General features: G+C 42.1%; 11 protein-coding genes and 1 other RNA gene. 6 read left to right on the top strand and 6 right to left on the bottom strand.

The window, feature by feature from the left end; translation table 11 throughout:
- Positions 1-743: 743 nt before the first annotated feature.
- The 4 genes from K0I73_RS06930 to K0I73_RS06915 form a co-directional block, all read right to left on the bottom strand.
- On the bottom strand, positions 744-3,482 hold the full coding sequence (locus K0I73_RS06930) for a TonB-dependent receptor (protein ID WP_220063759.1): 2,739 nt from the start codon (positions 3,480-3,482) through the stop codon (positions 744-746).
- A 640-nt stretch (positions 3,483-4,122) separates the two neighbouring features.
- Entirely contained in the window at positions 4,123-7,098 is a 2,976-nt protein-coding gene (locus K0I73_RS06925) for a TonB-dependent receptor domain-containing protein (protein WP_220063758.1), read from the bottom strand.
- 604 nt (positions 7,099-7,702) lie between these two features.
- Positions 7,703-8,911 carry a porin gene (locus K0I73_RS06920; RefSeq protein WP_220063757.1) on the bottom strand — a complete coding sequence of 403 codons (1,209 nt, stop codon included), beginning with the start codon at positions 8,909-8,911 and terminating at the stop codon, positions 7,703-7,705.
- Positions 8,912-9,144: 233 nt separating this feature from the next.
- The gene (locus K0I73_RS06915) at positions 9,145-11,532 is read right to left on the bottom strand and encodes a DNA polymerase II (RefSeq protein WP_434086703.1); all 2,388 of its coding nucleotides are present in this window, start codon (positions 11,530-11,532) and stop codon (positions 9,145-9,147) included.
- Between the two features lie 139 nt (positions 11,533-11,671).
- Here K0I73_RS06915 and dinG point away from each other — a divergent pair, with 139 nt between their 5' ends.
- The 5 genes from dinG (at position 11,672) to K0I73_RS06890 (ending at position 16,426) form a co-directional block, all read left to right on the top strand.
- Positions 11,672-13,744: an ATP-dependent DNA helicase DinG gene (dinG, locus tag K0I73_RS06910; RefSeq protein WP_220063756.1), complete on the top strand. Its 2,073-nt coding sequence runs from the start codon at positions 11,672-11,674 to the stop codon at positions 13,742-13,744.
- Positions 13,745-13,752: 8 nt separating this feature from the next.
- Positions 13,753-14,526 carry a sulfite exporter TauE/SafE family protein gene (locus K0I73_RS06905; RefSeq protein ID WP_220063755.1) on the top strand — a complete coding sequence of 258 codons (774 nt, stop codon included), beginning with the start codon at positions 13,753-13,755 and terminating at the stop codon, positions 14,524-14,526.
- Entirely contained in the window at positions 14,523-15,185 is a 663-nt protein-coding gene (locus K0I73_RS06900) for a primosomal replication protein (protein WP_220063754.1), read from the top strand. The genes K0I73_RS06905 and K0I73_RS06900 overlap by 4 nt, the downstream gene beginning before the upstream one ends.
- A gap of 9 nt (positions 15,186-15,194) precedes the next feature.
- Positions 15,195-15,896, top strand: coding sequence for a DUF2057 domain-containing protein (locus K0I73_RS06895; protein ID WP_220063753.1), 702 nt, complete (start codon positions 15,195-15,197; stop codon positions 15,894-15,896).
- A 257-nt stretch (positions 15,897-16,153) separates the two neighbouring features.
- A complete protein-coding gene (locus tag K0I73_RS06890) occupies positions 16,154-16,426 on the top strand; it encodes a late competence development ComFB family protein (RefSeq protein ID WP_220063752.1) in 273 nt (90 codons plus the stop codon).
- Between the two features lie 194 nt (positions 16,427-16,620).
- Here the strand turns inward: K0I73_RS06890 and ffs are convergent.
- Both ffs and K0I73_RS06880 read right to left on the bottom strand, forming a co-directional pair.
- An RNA gene (ffs, locus tag K0I73_RS06885) (signal recognition particle sRNA small type) lies at positions 16,621-16,717 on the bottom strand.
- 184 nt (positions 16,718-16,901) lie between these two features.
- Positions 16,902-17,195 (bottom strand): ComEA family DNA-binding protein, encoded by a 294-nt coding sequence (locus K0I73_RS06880; protein WP_220063751.1) that lies wholly within the window; start codon positions 17,193-17,195, stop codon positions 16,902-16,904.
- Between the two features lie 392 nt (positions 17,196-17,587).
- Here K0I73_RS06880 and K0I73_RS06875 point away from each other — a divergent pair, with 392 nt between their 5' ends.
- On the top strand, positions 17,588-18,979 hold the full coding sequence (locus tag K0I73_RS06875) for an SLC13 family permease (protein WP_220063750.1): 1,392 nt from the start codon (positions 17,588-17,590) through the stop codon (positions 18,977-18,979).
- Positions 18,980-19,034: the final 55 nt, after the last annotated feature.

Genomic DNA, 19,034 nt, shown 5'->3' with positions numbered 1-19,034 from the left:
GTGCCTTTTCAAACAAGTTGATAATTACAACATTTACATGCGAAATAGTTAAAAAGCACGGAAAATAAGATAAGCAACTGATTTAAAAACCATTTAAGAATTAACAAATAACAAATAAAATTAAAACAAACTGGCAACAACATGGCGCACGAAACTTTGTTAGAATTTTTCCGCATCACACCGTTAACAACACTTCGCATCTAGACACATAATAGCAACACCCTATATAGAGCTATTTCTGAGGCCTCTATATTGCCTTAACATTAGAATAGTGTGCAGCAATCGACACTGGCCTTAGGTAAAGTGAAATCGATAATATATTCTAGGGGTTACAGTGGAAGAGTTTTTGCAGAATCTTCAGAGCCATTACGATTGCTCATGTCTCAGACTATGAAATCGTATTCATCAATAAACATCATTTCCTGCCTACGATTTGAGACCTTATATCTATATTTAGGATATACAAACTATTCCAGATTGGCATCGCTGATAGATTTACGAAGAATTTTATATCTACTCATTTTACGTCCTTCTCCTTCCCTAAAAACAAAAGTTGGATCAGTATTAAAGCTCGTCCGCTTTCCTATATGAATAATAATCATAGGCTAAAAGACGTACATCAGAGTATTGGAATGAAAAAAATCGGGCTCATTTGCATGAAACCCGATTTTTATTTCTTGGCTTAATTTATTGGAGTGGTGAGAGTCAAACAACTACATCATAGACACCACTTTACCAATCAATTAAAACTTAACGCTCGCTCTTACGAAGAAGTAGCGACCTAACACATCATAAGTATATGGATCGGTATTAGAATCGTTATTACCAGAGTAGTATGGAGGCTCTTCATCTAACACGTTATTCACACCACCAGACAGACGAACAGTACTTGTCAGGTCATAAGTTGCAGAAATATCGTGATAAATAACACTATCGACACTTGGTGCATAACATTCAGAAGGATCATCCTTACATGCGAATGAATCCATACCATCGATATAACGTGCTTCGTATGTTGCACTCCAGCTGTCACCAGTTGCAGTAAGATTGAAGTTAGTCTTCAACTTAGCATACGCACCTGCACCACCAGTAATAAATCCACGGTAATCAACAGCGACACCATCTTGGTCGAACTCTTCATACTCTTCAAGAATTGAAGTATCTAGGCCTGCTTTCCAGTCTAAACCTAAACCTTCAAATACATAGGCAACGTTGATATCGTAACCAGCAGTGTTGGTTTGACCAATATTCTGCAAGCCGTTATCGAACGAAATACGGCCAGTACCGTCAATAGCAATGTTAGATGCTTGACATAAGGCAGTACCAGTATTGATTAACGAGCCATTGGCATCCAAACACTGATTTGCTACATAGTTATCATCAACAGAAGTAATTGTGTTGGTGATCTCAATGTCGTAATAATCAACAGTGAATGACAGACCTTCTACGAAGTTTGGCGAGTAAACCAAACCTAATGTAGTGATATCGGCTTCTTCAGGTGTTAGAAGAGGGTTACCACCAACAGTCACTTCAGCTTGAGTCTGAGGTGTTGCAGGGTGCTTGATTTGCTCAAACGATGGTGATTTACCGCCGTATAATTCACTTACAGTTGGAGCGCGGAATGCTGTAGACATACCACCACGGAACATTAAGTCATCAGTCATACGCCATGTAAGACCTAACTTCCAAGTCGTATCATCACCAAATGTGCTGTAATCGAAATAACGAATTGCAGCGCTTAGATCGACTTGTTCAGCTAAAGGTAAGTTGTTCAATAGCGGTATTGCTAACTCAGCATAAAGTTCATTTACATCAAACTCACCAGCAGTAGGTTCTACACGTGGATCGTTTGCTAGTCCTTGAGATGTTAATGAATCAGGCGTGTAGTGTGCAGACTCTTTACGATATTCGTAACCAGCAGCAAAACCTAAGAAACCAGCTGGTAGCTCCATAAGCTCACCAGATAATGTAGCAGATGCAATATCTAACTCACTACCACCACTATTAAGTTCGGTGTAGATATAAGGAGAAATACTTTCGCCAACCCAAGATGCTTGGTCAAATGGATCAAATTCCTTGTTCATTACCGCATCATCAATTGAACCAAGGTTATGCAGATTAGCTAGTGTATCAACTGAATCATTCTTACCCTTGTTGTATGATACATCCCATGCCCAACCGTTATCAAACTCACCTTCGAGTCCTACAACGATACGCACGGTATCAACCGTTTGTGAGAAGTAACGATTGCCAGATTCTACTACACGACGGCCATAATCAAGTTTTTCACCTTCTTGCACTAAGCCAACAAGATCTTGTGTCATCCATGATGAATCATATGCCCATGCAGAACTGTTCCAAATAGGCTGTGGTGCCATTTGCTGGTTTGACCAACGCTTTGAGTACATCGCTTCTGAGAAGAATAAAATCGAGTCAGTTAACTCATAAGTACCAGATAGAGACAAGTTAAGACGTTCCATCGGTGTCGATAGGTAACTTGTCGCAGAGTAGTTATAACGATCGGCGTTAGTAAAGTCATGATACTGTCCACCTAAACCACTTAAATCTGGCACAGATTTATCATCAAATGCTTGCCACTTTGGCTTTCCTGTTTTAGGGTCGGCTACATATTCACCATAATATCCTGAATCGCCAACAGCATAAGCACCATCTTCGCCAGTACCTTCGATACCGTGGTTTTTATCACCCCAGATATGTCCGCCTTGTGAATAACTACTACCAGCACAATATAATGAGGAAGCGTCAGAGGTTTCAGCTATTGGGCATTCAGAAAAGTCACGATCTGCCTGACTCGCTTCACCACGCTTGGTGTATTGACCATTGATAACTATGTTACCTTTGTCAAATGTGTTACCAAGAGTGAAGTCGATACTGGTTTCATCGGCATCGCCTTGTCCAGAAAGACCTGTTTGAACGTTTACTTCGAAACCTTCAAAGTCACGCTTTAAAATAACGTTAACAACGCCGGCAATGGCATCTGTACCATATACAGCTGACGCGCCGTCTTTCAACACTTCAACACGTTGGATCATTGAAACTGGAATGGTATTCAAGTCAACTGTTGACGCAGCACCAGTACCAGAGGCGATCATACGACGGCCATTGACTAATACCAGTGTACGATTTGAACCTAAACCACGTAGGTTGATGCGCGCGTTACCACCAGAACCATTGTTCACAGCAGCGTTTGTCATTGCACCACCAGCTGATGTCATATTGCGTAACACATCATCAATAGAGGTAGCACCTGACGAAATAATAGAAGAAGCATCAATAACTGTTACTGGACTTGCGGTTTCCATATCTGCACGTTTAATACGTGAACCAGTAACTTCAATACGCTCAACTTTATCTGCACCTTCATCGGCGGCGAATACTGCTGGTGCAGTAAAGGCTGTCATAGCGGCACCGCTAATTAGCGCAAAACGCACCGAATTAGCTAATAAACTGTTCTTATACATGTTGTATCTCCCTGGACTTCTTTTATATTTGTTATGTAAACATAAGCTGGCAACAAAAAAATTAATCACCAAAGCTCACATTTGAAGACAAATAAACCACAGCAGACACAAATAAGCAACAAGCAACTCATATTTTTTACAAATAGGATCTTTTACCGCTCATTTTATAGTCTAGACTCACAATTATTGGCCGTTCTAGAGCTAAATCACATACAACTTTAGAAACAAAGAACTCTGTTAGGCACAGTATAATTTGTTTGAGTACATTAACAATTACGGAGCATTATAACTTTCTAATAAAAGACAAAATTGATGATCGACGCTTTCCCTGGATAATACGGAATGCATGCTTTATTAAGCAGTTCGTCCTCATTTCCACCGCTAGATTAATAAGACACTTTATAAGTAATAACCTACGTTAAAAAGCCTAATTAACTGAAATTATGTTACGTACATTTTCAAATATCTTTCCTAAAAAATAGTTTTTCGAGAAGATTACGGAAGGACATAAGATAAAGAACTAGCATGAAATAATGAAAAACGGTTAGGTTGCCTCCGACATAAGCTTTAACCCAACATTAATCCAAATAAATAAAAAAGCCCCTCATGCGAAGCATGAGGGGCTTTCATTCTAATGGTATTAGAAAGTCAACCTGAAACCAGCATAGTATCTACGGCCAACTGCATCGTAAGTACCGGCATCGGTTTCTGCACCTGTAGTATTACCAGGAAGACCAGTAATGATCGCAGGCGGCTCTTCGTCAAATAGGTTGTTTACACCGATATAAAACTCAGCTTGCTCCCAAGGACGATATGCAATGTTAATATCATGATACGTAACAGAATCTACACCAACTGATTCTGGCGCTAAATCATAACCAGACAAGAAACCATCATCTAAGTATGACTCACCGATAAAGGTAGTATTCCAAGCAAACGTCAAGTCTTCCCAGCTATAACCTAATGATAGATACCACTTGTTCTCTGGAGAACCGATCTCACCGTTAAAGTTATCCTTTGCAGAACCAGGTAATGGGATTGAGTAACCGTCTAAAACATGAGTATATGCTAAACGAGCATTTACTTGTCCAACAAGGTTGTAATCTTCAAAATCTTTGGCATAAGTAACAACTAAATCGACGCCTTCAGTAGCAAAACCACCACTGTTAGTCACTGCAGAATCAATATACTCAAGCGAACCAGCACTATTCGCGCCAGCACTTTGTGGACGACGAGTCACAAATGAACAAAGTGATGCGTCTCCACCATAACATTCATCCAAGATAAACTGACGTGGTGTTGATACGATAGCATCTTCAATTTCAATATCGAAATAATCGACGTTAAAATCAAAATCTTCAATTATAGCAAGACCTTCTGGCGATACAGTAACACCAAATGTCCATGACTTACCTTTTTCAGGACCAAGATCTGGGTTGCCTCGATTATAACCACTAATGCCCTGTAAATCAGACTGGTTCAGCGTGAACTCGCCGTTTGCCGCAATATTAGCCATTACACCCGCATCAGCACGACATGCTTCGGCCTGAGCTCCAGTAGAGCTAGCTGTAACACCTAAACACGGATCAGTTAGACCTGAAGGGAATGTTTGGCTTGGTGGCGAATATAGCTCGTTGATATTTGGTGCACGAGTTGATTGCGCTCGAATCGCTCTAAAACGAACTTGCTCAATCGGTGCCCAATCTAATGCCACGTTCCAGCTATCTGTATTACCTACAGTAGAGTAATCAGACCAACGATATGCGCCTCGCAGATTTAACTGATCGGCCATAAACACGCCATCCAACAAAGGCACATTTAATTCAGCATAATATTCCGTTACGTCGAACTCACCTTCAGTTCTTGGAATCGCATTACCACCGTTTAGACCTGATTGCTGAAGAGCATCAAATTCACTACGAGAATATTCTTCTCGATACTCAGCACCCACAGCTAGTCCCAACGCACCAGCAGGCATCTCTAACAAATCGCCTGATAGGTTAACACCTGCAGTTTTCTGGCTAGTAAATGTCGCTAGCAATCCAGGAGCTTGAATATAGTTTGCTCCTTCAGCTGAGATAGAACCAGCACCAAATACACTAACAGGAACACATCCCTGAGCTCTTGCTGTAGCATCTCGACAAACAATATTACCATTGCCATCATCTACAGCTTCAAGTGCAGAGCGGAAATTCAGTGAGTTAAACTGACCACTAGATACTTGAGACTCTTTAGTTTGACCATAGCCATAATACGCATCCATGAACCAACCATCAGCAATTTCACCGTCTACACCAGCGACAATTCTGAAAGTATCACGATCAGCTTCATTTCCTCGCGCCGCAACATCAGCTAGACGACGAGTGAAATAAATATCCTTTAGTCCATCTCCATCTTCATCGATTGCCGAGTTGTAAATGGCGTCAGGCACAAAAGCATTACGTACGACTGTGCGCTCATATTCACCAGGATTTGTTAAGCTTTCGATGAATGTTTCATACTCAATCGGCATTTGGCCGCCTGATGCAGAAAAGATATCATCAGAAGCCATTGGGAAAGGCTCTAGCTTTGTACTGGTAGAAGTAGAAGCATATGTACCTTCCATAAATGCATTCCATCCGTCAGCAAATTCATATTTGCCAGAAGCAGCTAATAGATAACGCTCTGTTGGAATAGCAATTGTACGCCAAGCACTACGGTTAAAACCGTTCGCTTCAGCGGTATCTGAACCGTTGGTAGACCAACCTTCAACTAATTGACCAGCTTGATTATATGTATATTGTGTATCGCCAGCAAAGAAGCGACCTTGTGGAGAATAACTAGAGTAAAATGGTCTTTCAGGCGTAAACATATCTTCTGGTAAACCAGTGAAGTAAGCACCTAAAGACGCTTGGTCAACGGCAGAACGGTCACGGTCACGAGAATACACAGCACCTTGCTTTGTGTATGCACCGTGAATCATTATGTTGCCTTTTCCATCACTCGAAGAAGTCCCCATAGTAAACTGAACTTGAGTCTCTTCAGAATCACCTTCCGAGCTTTCGCCCTTTTGAACATCAAACTCAATGCCTTCGAATTCTTTCTTGTAGATAATGTTTACAACACCAGCCACGGCATCAGAACCATAAACCGCTGATGCACCACCTGTCATGATCTCAATTCGCTCAATAAATTGAGTCGGTATTGAGTTCAAATCCACCGAAGTTTCGCCAGGAACACCCGCAACGAAACGACGTCCGTTAACAAGTACCAAGGTGCGAGAAGAACCTAAGTTACGTAAATCAACAGTCGCAACACCTGCACTAGCAGTTGAGAAGTTAGAGTTTGTACGGCTGATACCCGGCGTACCAAACGCTGGATTCTTAAGCAGAAGCTCTTGAATGTTAGCCACGCTAGACATGTCGATATCAGAAGAGTCAATTACTTGAACTGGTGAAAAACCTTGCATATCTGTAGAGCGCAGTCTTGAACCTGTAACTTCAATCTTTTCAATCTTTTCGACTTCAGAACTAACGTCATCAGCAGCGTAAGATACTGGTGAAGCGAAAGTTGCAGCCATGGCACCGCCAACTAGTGCAATACGCACTGAGCTAGCTAATAAGCTGTTCTTATACATTTTGTTTCTCCCTGGACTATATTTTTTATTTTTACGTGAACTACCCACGAATTAACCATTCAAGTCACATCCGTGAACATTCGCAAACAAATAGAACCACATATGAAACATTTAATCAACAAGATAACCTCTTTCTTCACACAAGAATCAGCCGATAGCTCGATTAGCGTCGGGCTACCTTAGTTTTTATCTTGAGTACCGCAATGAAAATTAAATATAAGAAACCTAGATTATCGAAAATCATCTGGTGGTAGAATTTAAGGAAATGATACTAACCACATGTAATTACAGGTCAAATACCCGCATCAAGCATAAGATTCCACTTGAAAGTTGGGGCTATGAGACAACTAAAACATGAAGTACAGCGGATCTGGATAGACGGAATAAGTTTTCTTAAAGTTTACAATTGAACCATTACAATTCTAAAGATGAAAATTTGTAACCTTGTAAACAATTGGTTACAAATTCGTCAGTTTAAACACTCACGTTTAATAACAAGAAATAACAACTCAAATACTTCATACGCTGCGGAAGAGATGAATCGTTTTAGAATGACAACAAAAAACGCCTAACAATAGGCGTTTTTTGTTTGTATTAGCAGAGTTTAGAGGGTGTAACGAATACCAATTGCGATGCCATCATCTTCAGATAAAGACATTCTCGCTTCTTGCTGTTTATCTGCACTGGTAAAGTCACTGTAATCCTTACGAGCTTCTACATATAAAACAGTATTGTTGTCCCAAACATAATGTAAACCAACCACAACAAACTGACGCTTAAATACATCATTAGGATCTGCATTAAAGTTTGGCTGGATAACATAGTCATTACCAGCATCTAAAATGTTATAAGACACGAATGGACGCAAACCATTATCGAAGGTGTAAGAGAATAAGCTTTCTACACCCCAAGCGTCTTTGATTAGGCGACCAATGTTATCGGTATCGTGGTTTTCTTGCTTGTTCACGTTAGCTGCAGCGTAAAAACCTACATCATCAAAGCTCCCCCAAGTGATACCAGCACCATAAATAAGATCGACTGCTGTTGTTTGTTCACCATTACCATAGGTCACATCAAACTCACCACGGTTAACACCCGCTGTTAGGGTTAATTTGTCAGTCGCAGCATAAGTTACAGAACCCCCATAAGTGTAGTTAAACTCAACTTGTTGGGCAGATCTATCACCACTATTCCAAAGCGCTTCACACGCTTCTTGAGTAATATCATCTGAATCACAGGTATAGAAAGCGCTATTTTTTAACTGAGCTTGAACTGCAAAGCTAACATCACCAAATGAGTTTCGATATTGAACAGTCTTGTCACCACGACCAACACCGTTTACTGCACCGTCGTCTTTATTGTAGGTGTATACCCCCGCGGTATTACCATCCCAAACAAAACCGTAGTTGGTGCTATACACTACATCATACCAAGCACCCCACTGCTTACCTATGGTCAAAGAACCATAAGTGTCGTGAGATATACCGACGTAACCTAAACGGTTATAAAAAAACTCATCTTGAACAGATTCGAAACGATTGTTATAAACAATATCACTACTGCCCACAGGGTTAACGCCCCATTCCAGTTTTGTAAAGGCTTTCCAGCCATCACTCATCTCACGAGTGAAACCAAAATTAATGCGTGACGCGCCATTAACCACCTCAGTTTCACCTTGAGTATTAATAACTCGTGCGTCAATAAAACCACCGATTTCTACAGCATTCTTATCATCTTTATAGATTTCGATAGCCGATGCTGTCGGGACAAAAATGACAGCCGCTAATGCAGTTGCTATTAAACTCTTTTTCATTTGTTCGCTTAACCTTTTGTTATGTTCAGTTTGCTTTATATGCTTGCACTACATTCCGTTGTTTTATTTCGTTCCAATTTCAGTTTGAGATTAGCAAAGGATTAGCAAACCCTCAAAGACGAATATCACAAAAAGCACACTATTTTTCACTATATTAACCAAGAATCAGCGATATCAGCATAGTTTACACCATTTATTAACATCTCATGCTGATAGCACCAACCTAGTGACAACTAAATTAAGGACATTTGCTTTGACATGACTTGATTGAAACTAGTGTTTAAAATTGAAAGAATTGGATCAGAAATGGGTGCAATTTGTTTATCTAAATAATATTGATAGTCCACTCGGCCTTGGCAAAAATCTATAGGCTCAGCACCATTACTAGTGATGATATATTTAACTTTAACGCCTCTTTTTCCGTGTCGTTTGTTGCCACTACGTTCGCACCAAAGTGAAGCAGCTTTAACATGGGGCGACGCCTTTGCCGTGTACTCATCTATGTTTCTTCTAAGACGTTTTGAAAAAATAAGTAAATCGTCCAGCTCGCCTTGTTGTAATCTCAAAACGATATCCTTGAGATATTCTACGATGTCTTGCTTAGCGAACAACCGATAATACAACTCGGCTTGGACCTGCCGAGCCAGCGGGCTCCAGTCACTTCTTACCTGTTCCATGCCTTTAAAAATCAGTTTGAGCTCACCATTTTCTCCCGTATATGCGCCAACATAGCGCTTTTTAGAGCCTTCTAATGACCCCCGCAGTGTGGGCATAAAAAACTGTTCAAAGTGACGTTCATATTCAAGTTCTAAATGGCAGTCGAGTTCATAATGCTGTTTAAGCAATGAACGCCATTTTCCGTTGATTATTGAAACTAAATTGCGCGCAAACTCATCTATGTCGGCTATATCACTGCCATCGGCAAGATGCACAAAAGTTGAATCGGTGTCGCCATAGATCACTTTTAGCCCAATCTCTTCAATCCATGCCCTTGTCTGTTTCATAATTTGATGGCCACGCAGTGTAATAGAGCTTGCCAACTTCGCATCATGAAACACACAGCCTCTAGAGCCCAACACACCATATAAAGAGTTCATAATGATCTTAATCGCCTGAGACAAAGGAGCATTATGATGCTGCTTAGCTAACTCTCGTTTGGCGGCAAGCTCAGCAATAAGCTCTGGTAATATCGGTTTATCTCGGCTAAAACGAGCCCCTAAAAACCCTGCCACTGTTTTTGAGTCATCTTGCAACCGGCCTTCAGCGAGCCCTTTGGGGTCGATAAGAAAGGTACGAATTATTGATGGGTAAAGGCTTTTAAAATCCAGCACTAAAATATGCTTATATAGCCCAGGAATAGAGTCCATTACATAACCGCCTGGACTTTCAATCCCATCGCTTGCGGGCTCGCTTGGTGCCACATAACCTGCACGATGAAGATGCGGTAAGTAGAGATGATTAAACGCAGCCACTGATGCGCCAACCCGCCCCAGCTCCAAACCCGTTAGTCTCGAGCGCTCTAGGGCAAACTCCGTTAACGACGTCTTTTGAAAAATGTCCCACACCAGTCTGCTATCGGTAAGGTTGTAATAGGCTAACCCCAGTTTATCAGTTTGAAATAAGACCGTGATCTCTTCACCTCGATTGGCAACATCATCAATGGCTTTGCCCTCACCAAGTAACTGGCGAGATACATTTTCTAGAGAATAACTATCGAACTGATAAAATGCGGCTTTTAACCAATCAATGCCATCGAGCACCACTCTTCCAGGAAGCACCAAAGTTTCAGGACGAAACTTATCTTCAACCTTCCATGTTAATGGCTGCTGATTTCGTCCCAGATTAAGGGGAATTTGATGGAAGGCAGCACGTCGGTACAATAGCGCCAGATCAAAAGTGACCACAGCCCAACCTATAATGATGTCGGGATCAACCCGATCAAACCAGTTAATCAGCGCTACGATCAGCGCCGCTTCGTTTTCTACCCACTCAATATTCGTCACAGCACAGGAGCCACCTTGCTCATGGTTATCTGAATGCGATCCAACCATGATAACTAACGCTATCGTCTCTCCCTCGTTGTCCTTGCCATATAAGCCAACGCTATAGAGTTCGCCACTCATTGAGCATTCAAAGTCCAAAGATACGATTGAAAGCGTCACATCAAGATCAGTACGACGAGATCGATGCCCAACGACCGTATTAATCGCCTCACCTGATCCTTGCCCCCCAATAAACTCGACATCTAAAGCAATAAAACGCTCAATTAAGTATCGTTGCTCTGGACGAATATCAGCCTCATATAGTGCAATACCTTGATCGCTAGCCCCCCTTGAAAGCTGGCGGAATACTTGATTATTTGGGCAATAGAGCGCGGAGACAGGTTCTTGCTGAAATGTTTTTAGGCTGATGGCTTCACTACGTATAGATTGACACCCGTTAAGAGTCAGCAACAAATCAGCGTCACTGGTGCGGCAAAAACATACTCTTTCACTTTGATTGACGATCACGCGCACAGGACCATCCAGCGTCTTAAGATAATAATGCAGCGCACCACCCACTTGATGACGCGTTAATATCCGCCCTTTAACACTCATGCCTGTCGAAAAATCTACGTTCAAGGAGCCTACTCTTATTCATTAATTCATGGGGTTATCAGTTCAATAGCTAACAAACTATTGAAATAGTCACAATAGCCTCTTCTTAGGCTATGTAATCACTGTTATTATGTACAGCTCTATTTCTCTGCTATGTGCTTTCATGTTATCTGCAAATGTAAAAACTCAGATCCGCACCATCTACAAAGATATTGCGGCGTCCCTTCCTAATTTTCGCTCACGGCGGGAACAGAACTACATTGTGGCAGAAATATCAAAGACACTAGCGGGCGAATATGATCAACATAGACGCATCATAGTCGTTGAGGCGGGAACGGGAATCGGCAAATCGCTGGCCTATATATTGGGCACCATACCACTTGCCTTAGCCAATAAAAAGAAAGTCTGCATAGCGACGGCTACCGTCGCTCTGCAAGAGCAGCTGCTCAATAAAGATCTCCCCTTCTTTTTACAGCAATCAGGAGTCGACTTTACCTTTGGCCTCGTTAAAGGACGCCAGCGCTATGTCTGCCTGGCAAAGTTAGAGATGCTCATCGGCAGCGATGACGGTACCCAAATGGCCATGTGGCAAACTAAGCCTGATCACAGTCAAATAGAGCTGTTACAAGGGTTATTGAAAGATTACCACGAGGGACGATGGAATGGTGAGCGTGACACATTAGCCACACAACTACCCGATCACCTTTGGAGCCAAATTGCCTGTGACAAGCATAGCTGTCATCGTCAACTTGCCAGCCATCGGCACTGCCCATTTCATAAGGCACGAGAAGATATCGATAATTGGGATGTGTTAATTGCTAACCACAGTTTACTTTTTGCCGATCTCGAACTTGGCGGTGGCGTGATACTGCCCGACCCTGAAGAACTTTACTATGTGATAGATGAAGCACATCACTTACCAGTGGTTGCAAGAGACTTCTCTAGCGCCCAGGCCACCTTGCGGGGAGCTATCGATTGGCTTGAAAAAATAGGCAAAACCAGCACCAAATTGCAAAATCAGCTCAAGAGCAACCATATTATTGCCCCGGCTCAGGCGATGTTAGATCACATTGGCGAGCTAACCAGTTTACTCAACGGCGTTGCGCAGTATTGTGATACTCAAGCCGCTGCATTTGATAATCCTGAAAATCGGATTCGTTTTGAACATGGCAAGCTACCACAAGCGTTAGTGATCCCATCGGAGAATTTAGCCACTGCTTCAAATAGCGCGTTAAAGCAGTTTAATAAGATGCTTGCCCTACTCAGTGAGTCAATCAAAGATGGTGAGCTGCCTAAACATCAAGCCGAACAGCTCTTAAGTGAAACCGGATTTATGTTGCAGCGCTTAGAAAATCTGCAAAAGCTATGGAAGATGATGGCTAAAACAGACAGTTCCAAGGGCGCACCGATGGCAAGATGGGTTGAACAGCTAACTGGCAAGCAAAGTGATTATCTATTTAATGTCTCCCCGATCGAAGTCGGCTTTATGCTTGAGTCACTGTTATGGGAAAAAGCCGCAGGGGTCGTTTTGTGCAGCGCAACCTTAAGGGCCTTGAACAACTTTAATCACTTTACCCATCAAGTCGGTTTATCAATCAATGATGGCAGTCGCTATTTAGCAATGGATAGCCCATTTGATTTCCAGCAAAACGCCACCTTGTTTATCCCTAAGATGCGTTCAGAGCCAACTGATGATCGCTATACTGAAGAGTTAGCAGAACAGATTATTTCACTCATTGAAGGTGAAACAGCCACCTTAGTGCTATTTGCTTCTTATTGGCAGATGGAAAAAGTAGCAGACTTGGTTCGTCCCAAAATTAACACCAGATTATTGATCCAAGGCGAAGACTCACGTCAGCAAATATTGGCCAATCATAAAAAGCGCTGTGACGATGGTGAAGTCAGCATTATATTTGGCACAGGCAGCTTTTCTGAAGGATTGGATCTCCCAGGTGATTATCTGACGAATCTCATTATCACTAAACTCCCTTTTGCCGTCCCTACATCGCCTGTCGAGCAGGCTCATGCAGAATATATTAAGATAAAGGGTGGCAATCCGTTTCTCCAACTGACAATACCCGATGCTTCGCGTAAATTAATCCAAAGTTGTGGTAGATTGCTGCGTAAGGAAGAGGATTACGGTCGTATAACCATTTTAGACCGTCGACTGGTCACTAAACGCTACGGTAAATCACTACTCGATGCCTTACCACCCTTTCGTCAAGTAATAGAATAGGAAAATCTTTGGAGTTACTTCTAGAACCAAGTAGTTGGGCTATTTTGGCCGCAACCGGTTTTATTGCAGGATTTATTGATGCGGTAGCTGGAGGCGGTGGTTTGCTGTCAATTCCAGCATTATTAACCATAGGCATCCCCCCTCATACGGCGCTCGGAACTAATAAGCTCGCTGCAAGCTTTGGTTCATCAATGGCTGCATTTACCTACTATCGCAAACAATTTTTTACGCCAAGGTTTTGGTATCACGCCTCAATCGCCACCTTTATTGGCGCCGTTTTTGGCACGGTCGTGGTTTACCTTATCGATAACCAATGGCTAGAAAAATTATTACCTATCATCATTATCTTCATTGCGATATACACCTTAGTCAAACCTAATGCTATGGGTGATAGCGCCTATATCGCTCCAACAACGACACCGTCTAAGAAGAAACAATGGTGCCAAGGATTACCACTTGGATTTTATGATGGTTTTGCCGGTCCAGCCGTTGGCGCATTTTGGACAATTAGTAGCGCCTCTCAATATAAGTTGCCTGTGCTCAATAGCTGCGGACTGGCTAGAGCAATGACCTTAATCAGTAATCTTACATCCCTCGTGGTCTTTCTCGCCCTAGGGCAGGTAAACATAGTCATCGGCCTCTCAATGGGATTGTGTATGATGCTTGGCTCATTTATAGGGGCGAGAACGGCAATCAAATTTGGCGTGCCTTTTATTCGCCCGCTATTTATTAGCATAGTGATCCTCATCGCCATCAACTTGGCATGGAGTGCATGGGCATGAACACCACTGAACTAATTCATCGTTTAAGAGTCCAACTCAAGCAGCTAGAACAAGAAGTACTACAACATGATAGCCAATTGGCTAAAGGCCAACGTAAGTTGCTAAACGATACCGAGCGTTTTAATGACAGCTTGTTCGACCAAACGGGTGCACAGCTGCAACCTTGTATATTGCAACTGAGCAAAAAAATTGCTCAGTTAGAAAAGCTATTAAAGGGGAATATATCTATAGAGACCGTTGCGTTAAGCTGCGAAGGAATACAAGACAGATTTACCGCGGTTCGACGAGCACTTAACACTACAACATTAAATGTTAAATCTGCCGAACAACAACGTGCATCGCGATTTGCCAACGCCAAAAAGCGTCGTCAACAATCCCATGCAGAAAGTGGTTTTGGTTGGATCGCGACGGGTGTGATGCATAATAGTCACCAGTTGTATGATGAATTGAACAAACATTTGAACTGGGTTCAAACATTTGAACAAAAAATCGAAAACTTACAATCAAAACTTGAAAACTGTCATAGTGCTGACAAAATTGCACTGCAAAATGAGATACTTTTAGTCCATCGCCGCTTAGGGAAGTGCCGACAAGCTATAAGCTATATTGAAGATCGTATTCAGGCGTTTGAACGCCCGTATAAGAGTCAGAATCGTTAAGGAGCAACAATGAAATCAGTAATGCCAATCACCGCTTTAATCGCTCTGCTTGGTGCCTCTTCGGCAATGGCTGCTAATTTAACCATCCCCATGGCATTTGAATATCTTGCCCTAGATGGTCAAAAAATTGAAAGCAGCATGTTCAATCATAAATCAGACATCAGCTTAGATAATGGCACTCACAAAATTGCGATTCGCTACCACGATATGGTTCAAGATGACTTTAGTGACAGTGAAAGTTTTATAAAGTCTTCTCCGTTTATTGTCACATTAGCGGTAGATGGCAACCACGACTACCAATTAATGCCAGCGGAAGGTGAAGTAATTAAACGCCCGAAGACTTTTGCCAAAGCACCACAGGTTATTATTACTCGCAAAGATGGTGGTAATGTTAGCTACAAAGTAGCGCAAACCAACATCACAGAAGAGAGTTTTGTCAGTAAATTATTTGGTGGTGATAGTGGTCAAGATATCGATGTGGCTTCAGTAGCAGCAACCAGTTCAGCTGCAGTTGTCGCAACCAATAATACTCATGCTCCAACGCCAGCCGTGGCTCCAGCCGCTTCAATTGAGGCTGTAACGTTACCAGCAACACTACCAGCAACGGCTTCCGATGCAGATCACGCACAACAGATGCTACAGTATTGGTGGTTACATGCTGATGACAAAACCCGTAAAGAATTTATGAGCTGGGCAATTAAGCAGCTGTAAATAAAAACGTTTCACCCCAATCTACAACGCCAGTAACTCTTTGCTGGCGTTTTTTATATCGAAAATTTCCGCAATATAAATACCTACAGCGATACCCACTAGTATTATAAAAGGCGAATATCGCAAACAACCGCTAGAATTATATCCAAAAGATGGAGACAAGTTTTTATTGCTGCAAGCACGATATGGTAGCAAACTAGATTAATAGCTATAACTATAAACTGAAGATAATCAATACGAACCTTTGGAGAAAGCGGATGCAACTAGAAATTCGAAATTACTATGAAGTCCTTTTATTAGAACTCCTATCAGATGAAGGGTTAATAGATGAATTGCCTGAGGATTATTTGGCAGACTTATGCTGCGTTACCCTAAACCAACTGCCAGTTCGCTACATCCGCCACTTGGTCGATACTTACTTTTTTGAAGACTATAACGAGCTCAAACAGATGAAAGAGGAAATACAAGCCGCCCTCGAAAAATCGAGAGCCTTTCTAAAAGCAAATTTAAACAAAAATGAGACAGCATAAAACGATGTAAATAACTTGATGATTTATATCATTATATTTCTGAAAAACTAAGCTTTAAAAATTAAGTGAAGGGATGTTCAGAAGTTCAGAAGTTCAGAAGTTCAGATAGATTATTTTTGATAGAATGTACCATCAAGTGTATCACCTGAGGTATTTCTGGGTTAACTCGTTGGTAATAGTTAAGATTGGAGGTTTCCCTAGAGCCACACCCCGGCACATGAGTCGCCTGCTGCGGTTGCTCCCTTCCGGGCCTGGCCGAGTTCACAAGTTATCATTGCGGGGGGACCCTAGGGTCACCATAGATGCTTAAGAAAAGTTATCCTTAAGACGGCGAGCATTATCTACTATGGACGCACGGCAATCAAGTGAATATCCACTCGATATCTATTCTTTACCTCCAACTGCCCAATCTATATACAAATGCCCGCTATTGCGGGCATTTTCAAACATTCACTCATTAATTTACTCACCAAGCTCAGAGAGTCAGCTTAGCACGATTCTGTTCTAATAATTTACTGCCAATACCTTTCACTTGAGACAGCTCCTCTATCGAATTGAATTTTCCATTAGCGTCACGATACTCAATTATCGCTAACGCCTTACTTTGACCAATCCCTTTGAGCTGCACCAACTCCTCTGCCGTTGCGGTATTAATATTAATTTGAGCAGGAATAACTTGCTCACTTGCTGCGTTGATCTTCTCGGCGGCATACAAAGGGCTTATCGCCAACACACCGGACAATACTGCGGTTAATAGCATCACTTTCATGACAGTCTCCTTAATAATCCATAATAATTGAATATCAGACCAGCGCTCCATCTTCCTTGGCCTAGTAAAAAACATAGAACAACATCAAAATTTCCGCCAATGCGTGACAACTAGCCATTAACGCCAGCGCGTGACGTGACACACGTCACAATCTAGATATTCTTACTTTATTTCAGAAGTTTAATTAAAAAGGGGAAAATTCTTCTACTTGAAACTAAATCTGATCATAAGATACAAAAAATGGTGACAAAGACATCAAATCCAACGCAAAACACGAGCATGATCACCCCACGGTTTCAAAAAAAAGTAAATTTGGCACACAAAAAAACCTTGGAGCAAATTTACCGCTAGGATAATGTGACGCGCATTACAATAATGAGATGGACCGATAAATGCCGTACGAGACCAATCAAACATTACCTCTGGTTAAAGAAACCCCAAATGACCATAAAAATCTGCTTGTCCTCTTTGCAGATATCATCCTATTTATCTTGCTATACCTGTTTTTACCGTTTGAACAAAGCATCAATACTGGCTTGGCGATTTTGGTATTCGCAGCAATATTATGGTTAACAGAAGCGATTCATATCAGTATTACCGCCATCCTTATCCCGATATTGGGTGTGCTCCTTGGTGTATTTGAAACTAAGACGGCAATGAGTAACTTTGCTAATCCCATTATTTATCTGTTTTTCGGTGGTTTTGTGCTTGCTGCGGCGCTTAATCATCAAGGCATAGATAAACGAATTGCTAACAAGGTAATCACTGCATCAAAAGGTAAATTGAGTCTTGCCTGTATGATGCTATTTGGCATCACAGCATTACTATCGATGTGGATAAGCAATACCGCCACCGCAGCGATGATGTTGCCGCTAGCCTTAGGGATTTTGCAGCAGCTAGATATCAAGGAACATAGAAATACCTATCTTTTCATGCTACTCGGTATCGCCTATTCAGCCAATATTGGTGGCATAGGCACATTAGTGGGCAGCCCGCCTAATGCGATCGCCGCAGCTCAAGTCGGTTTAAGCTTTGCCGACTGGTTGGAATTTGGCTTGCTCACGGTCGCCTTAATGCTGCCAAGCATGTTGATTGCACTCTATCTGTATCTCAAGCCTAACCTTAATGTTGTGTGCGACATACCAAAAACCAACGAACACCTAAGTGTTCAGGGGAAGCTTACCTTGCTCATATTTGTGGCTACGGTTTGCTGCTGGATCTTCAGTAAACCTTTGTCAGCCGCTTTAGGGGGCATAGCTCAATTCGATACTATTGTGGCGCTGAGTGCCGTTGTATTGTTGGCAGGCCTCGGACTCGTTGAGTGGAAGAAGATTGAGAAAACCACCGACTGGGGCGTACTCATCTTATTTGGCGGTGGATTAACCCTCAGCGCCATTTTAAAAACGACTGGGACCAGTGTATTTCTGGCACATTGGGTAACCGACATCTTTGGTAATACTCATATGGCCTTATTTACTTTCGCCGTGATATTTTTCGTGGTGATGCTGACCGAATTTGCGAGTAACACCGCCAGCGCCGCGCTGTTAGTGCCTGTATTCGCCGCTATTGCAGAGGCATTAGGTCTATCACCGGTAATGCTGTCAGTGCTTATTGGTATCGCCGCTTCCTGCGCCTTCATGTTACCCGTGGCTACACCGCCAAATGCTATTGTTTATGGCTCAGGTTATATTAAGCAATCGGAGATGATGAGGGCTGGTGTTATAATCAACTTTATCAGTATGTTGGTGCTCTATGTAATAGCTCATCTGTTCTGGACTATCTAGTACTCAAAACTAGTGCCCACAGCTAAAGTGCAAAACTCGAACACGAAATTAGCAT

This window comes from Shewanella mesophila, assembly GCF_019457515.1.
Lineage (GTDB): Bacteria > Pseudomonadota > Gammaproteobacteria > Enterobacterales > Shewanellaceae > Shewanella > Shewanella mesophila.
The sequence above is the reverse complement of the archived record's forward strand: the minus strand, read 5'-3'. Positions and strand labels throughout refer to the sequence as shown.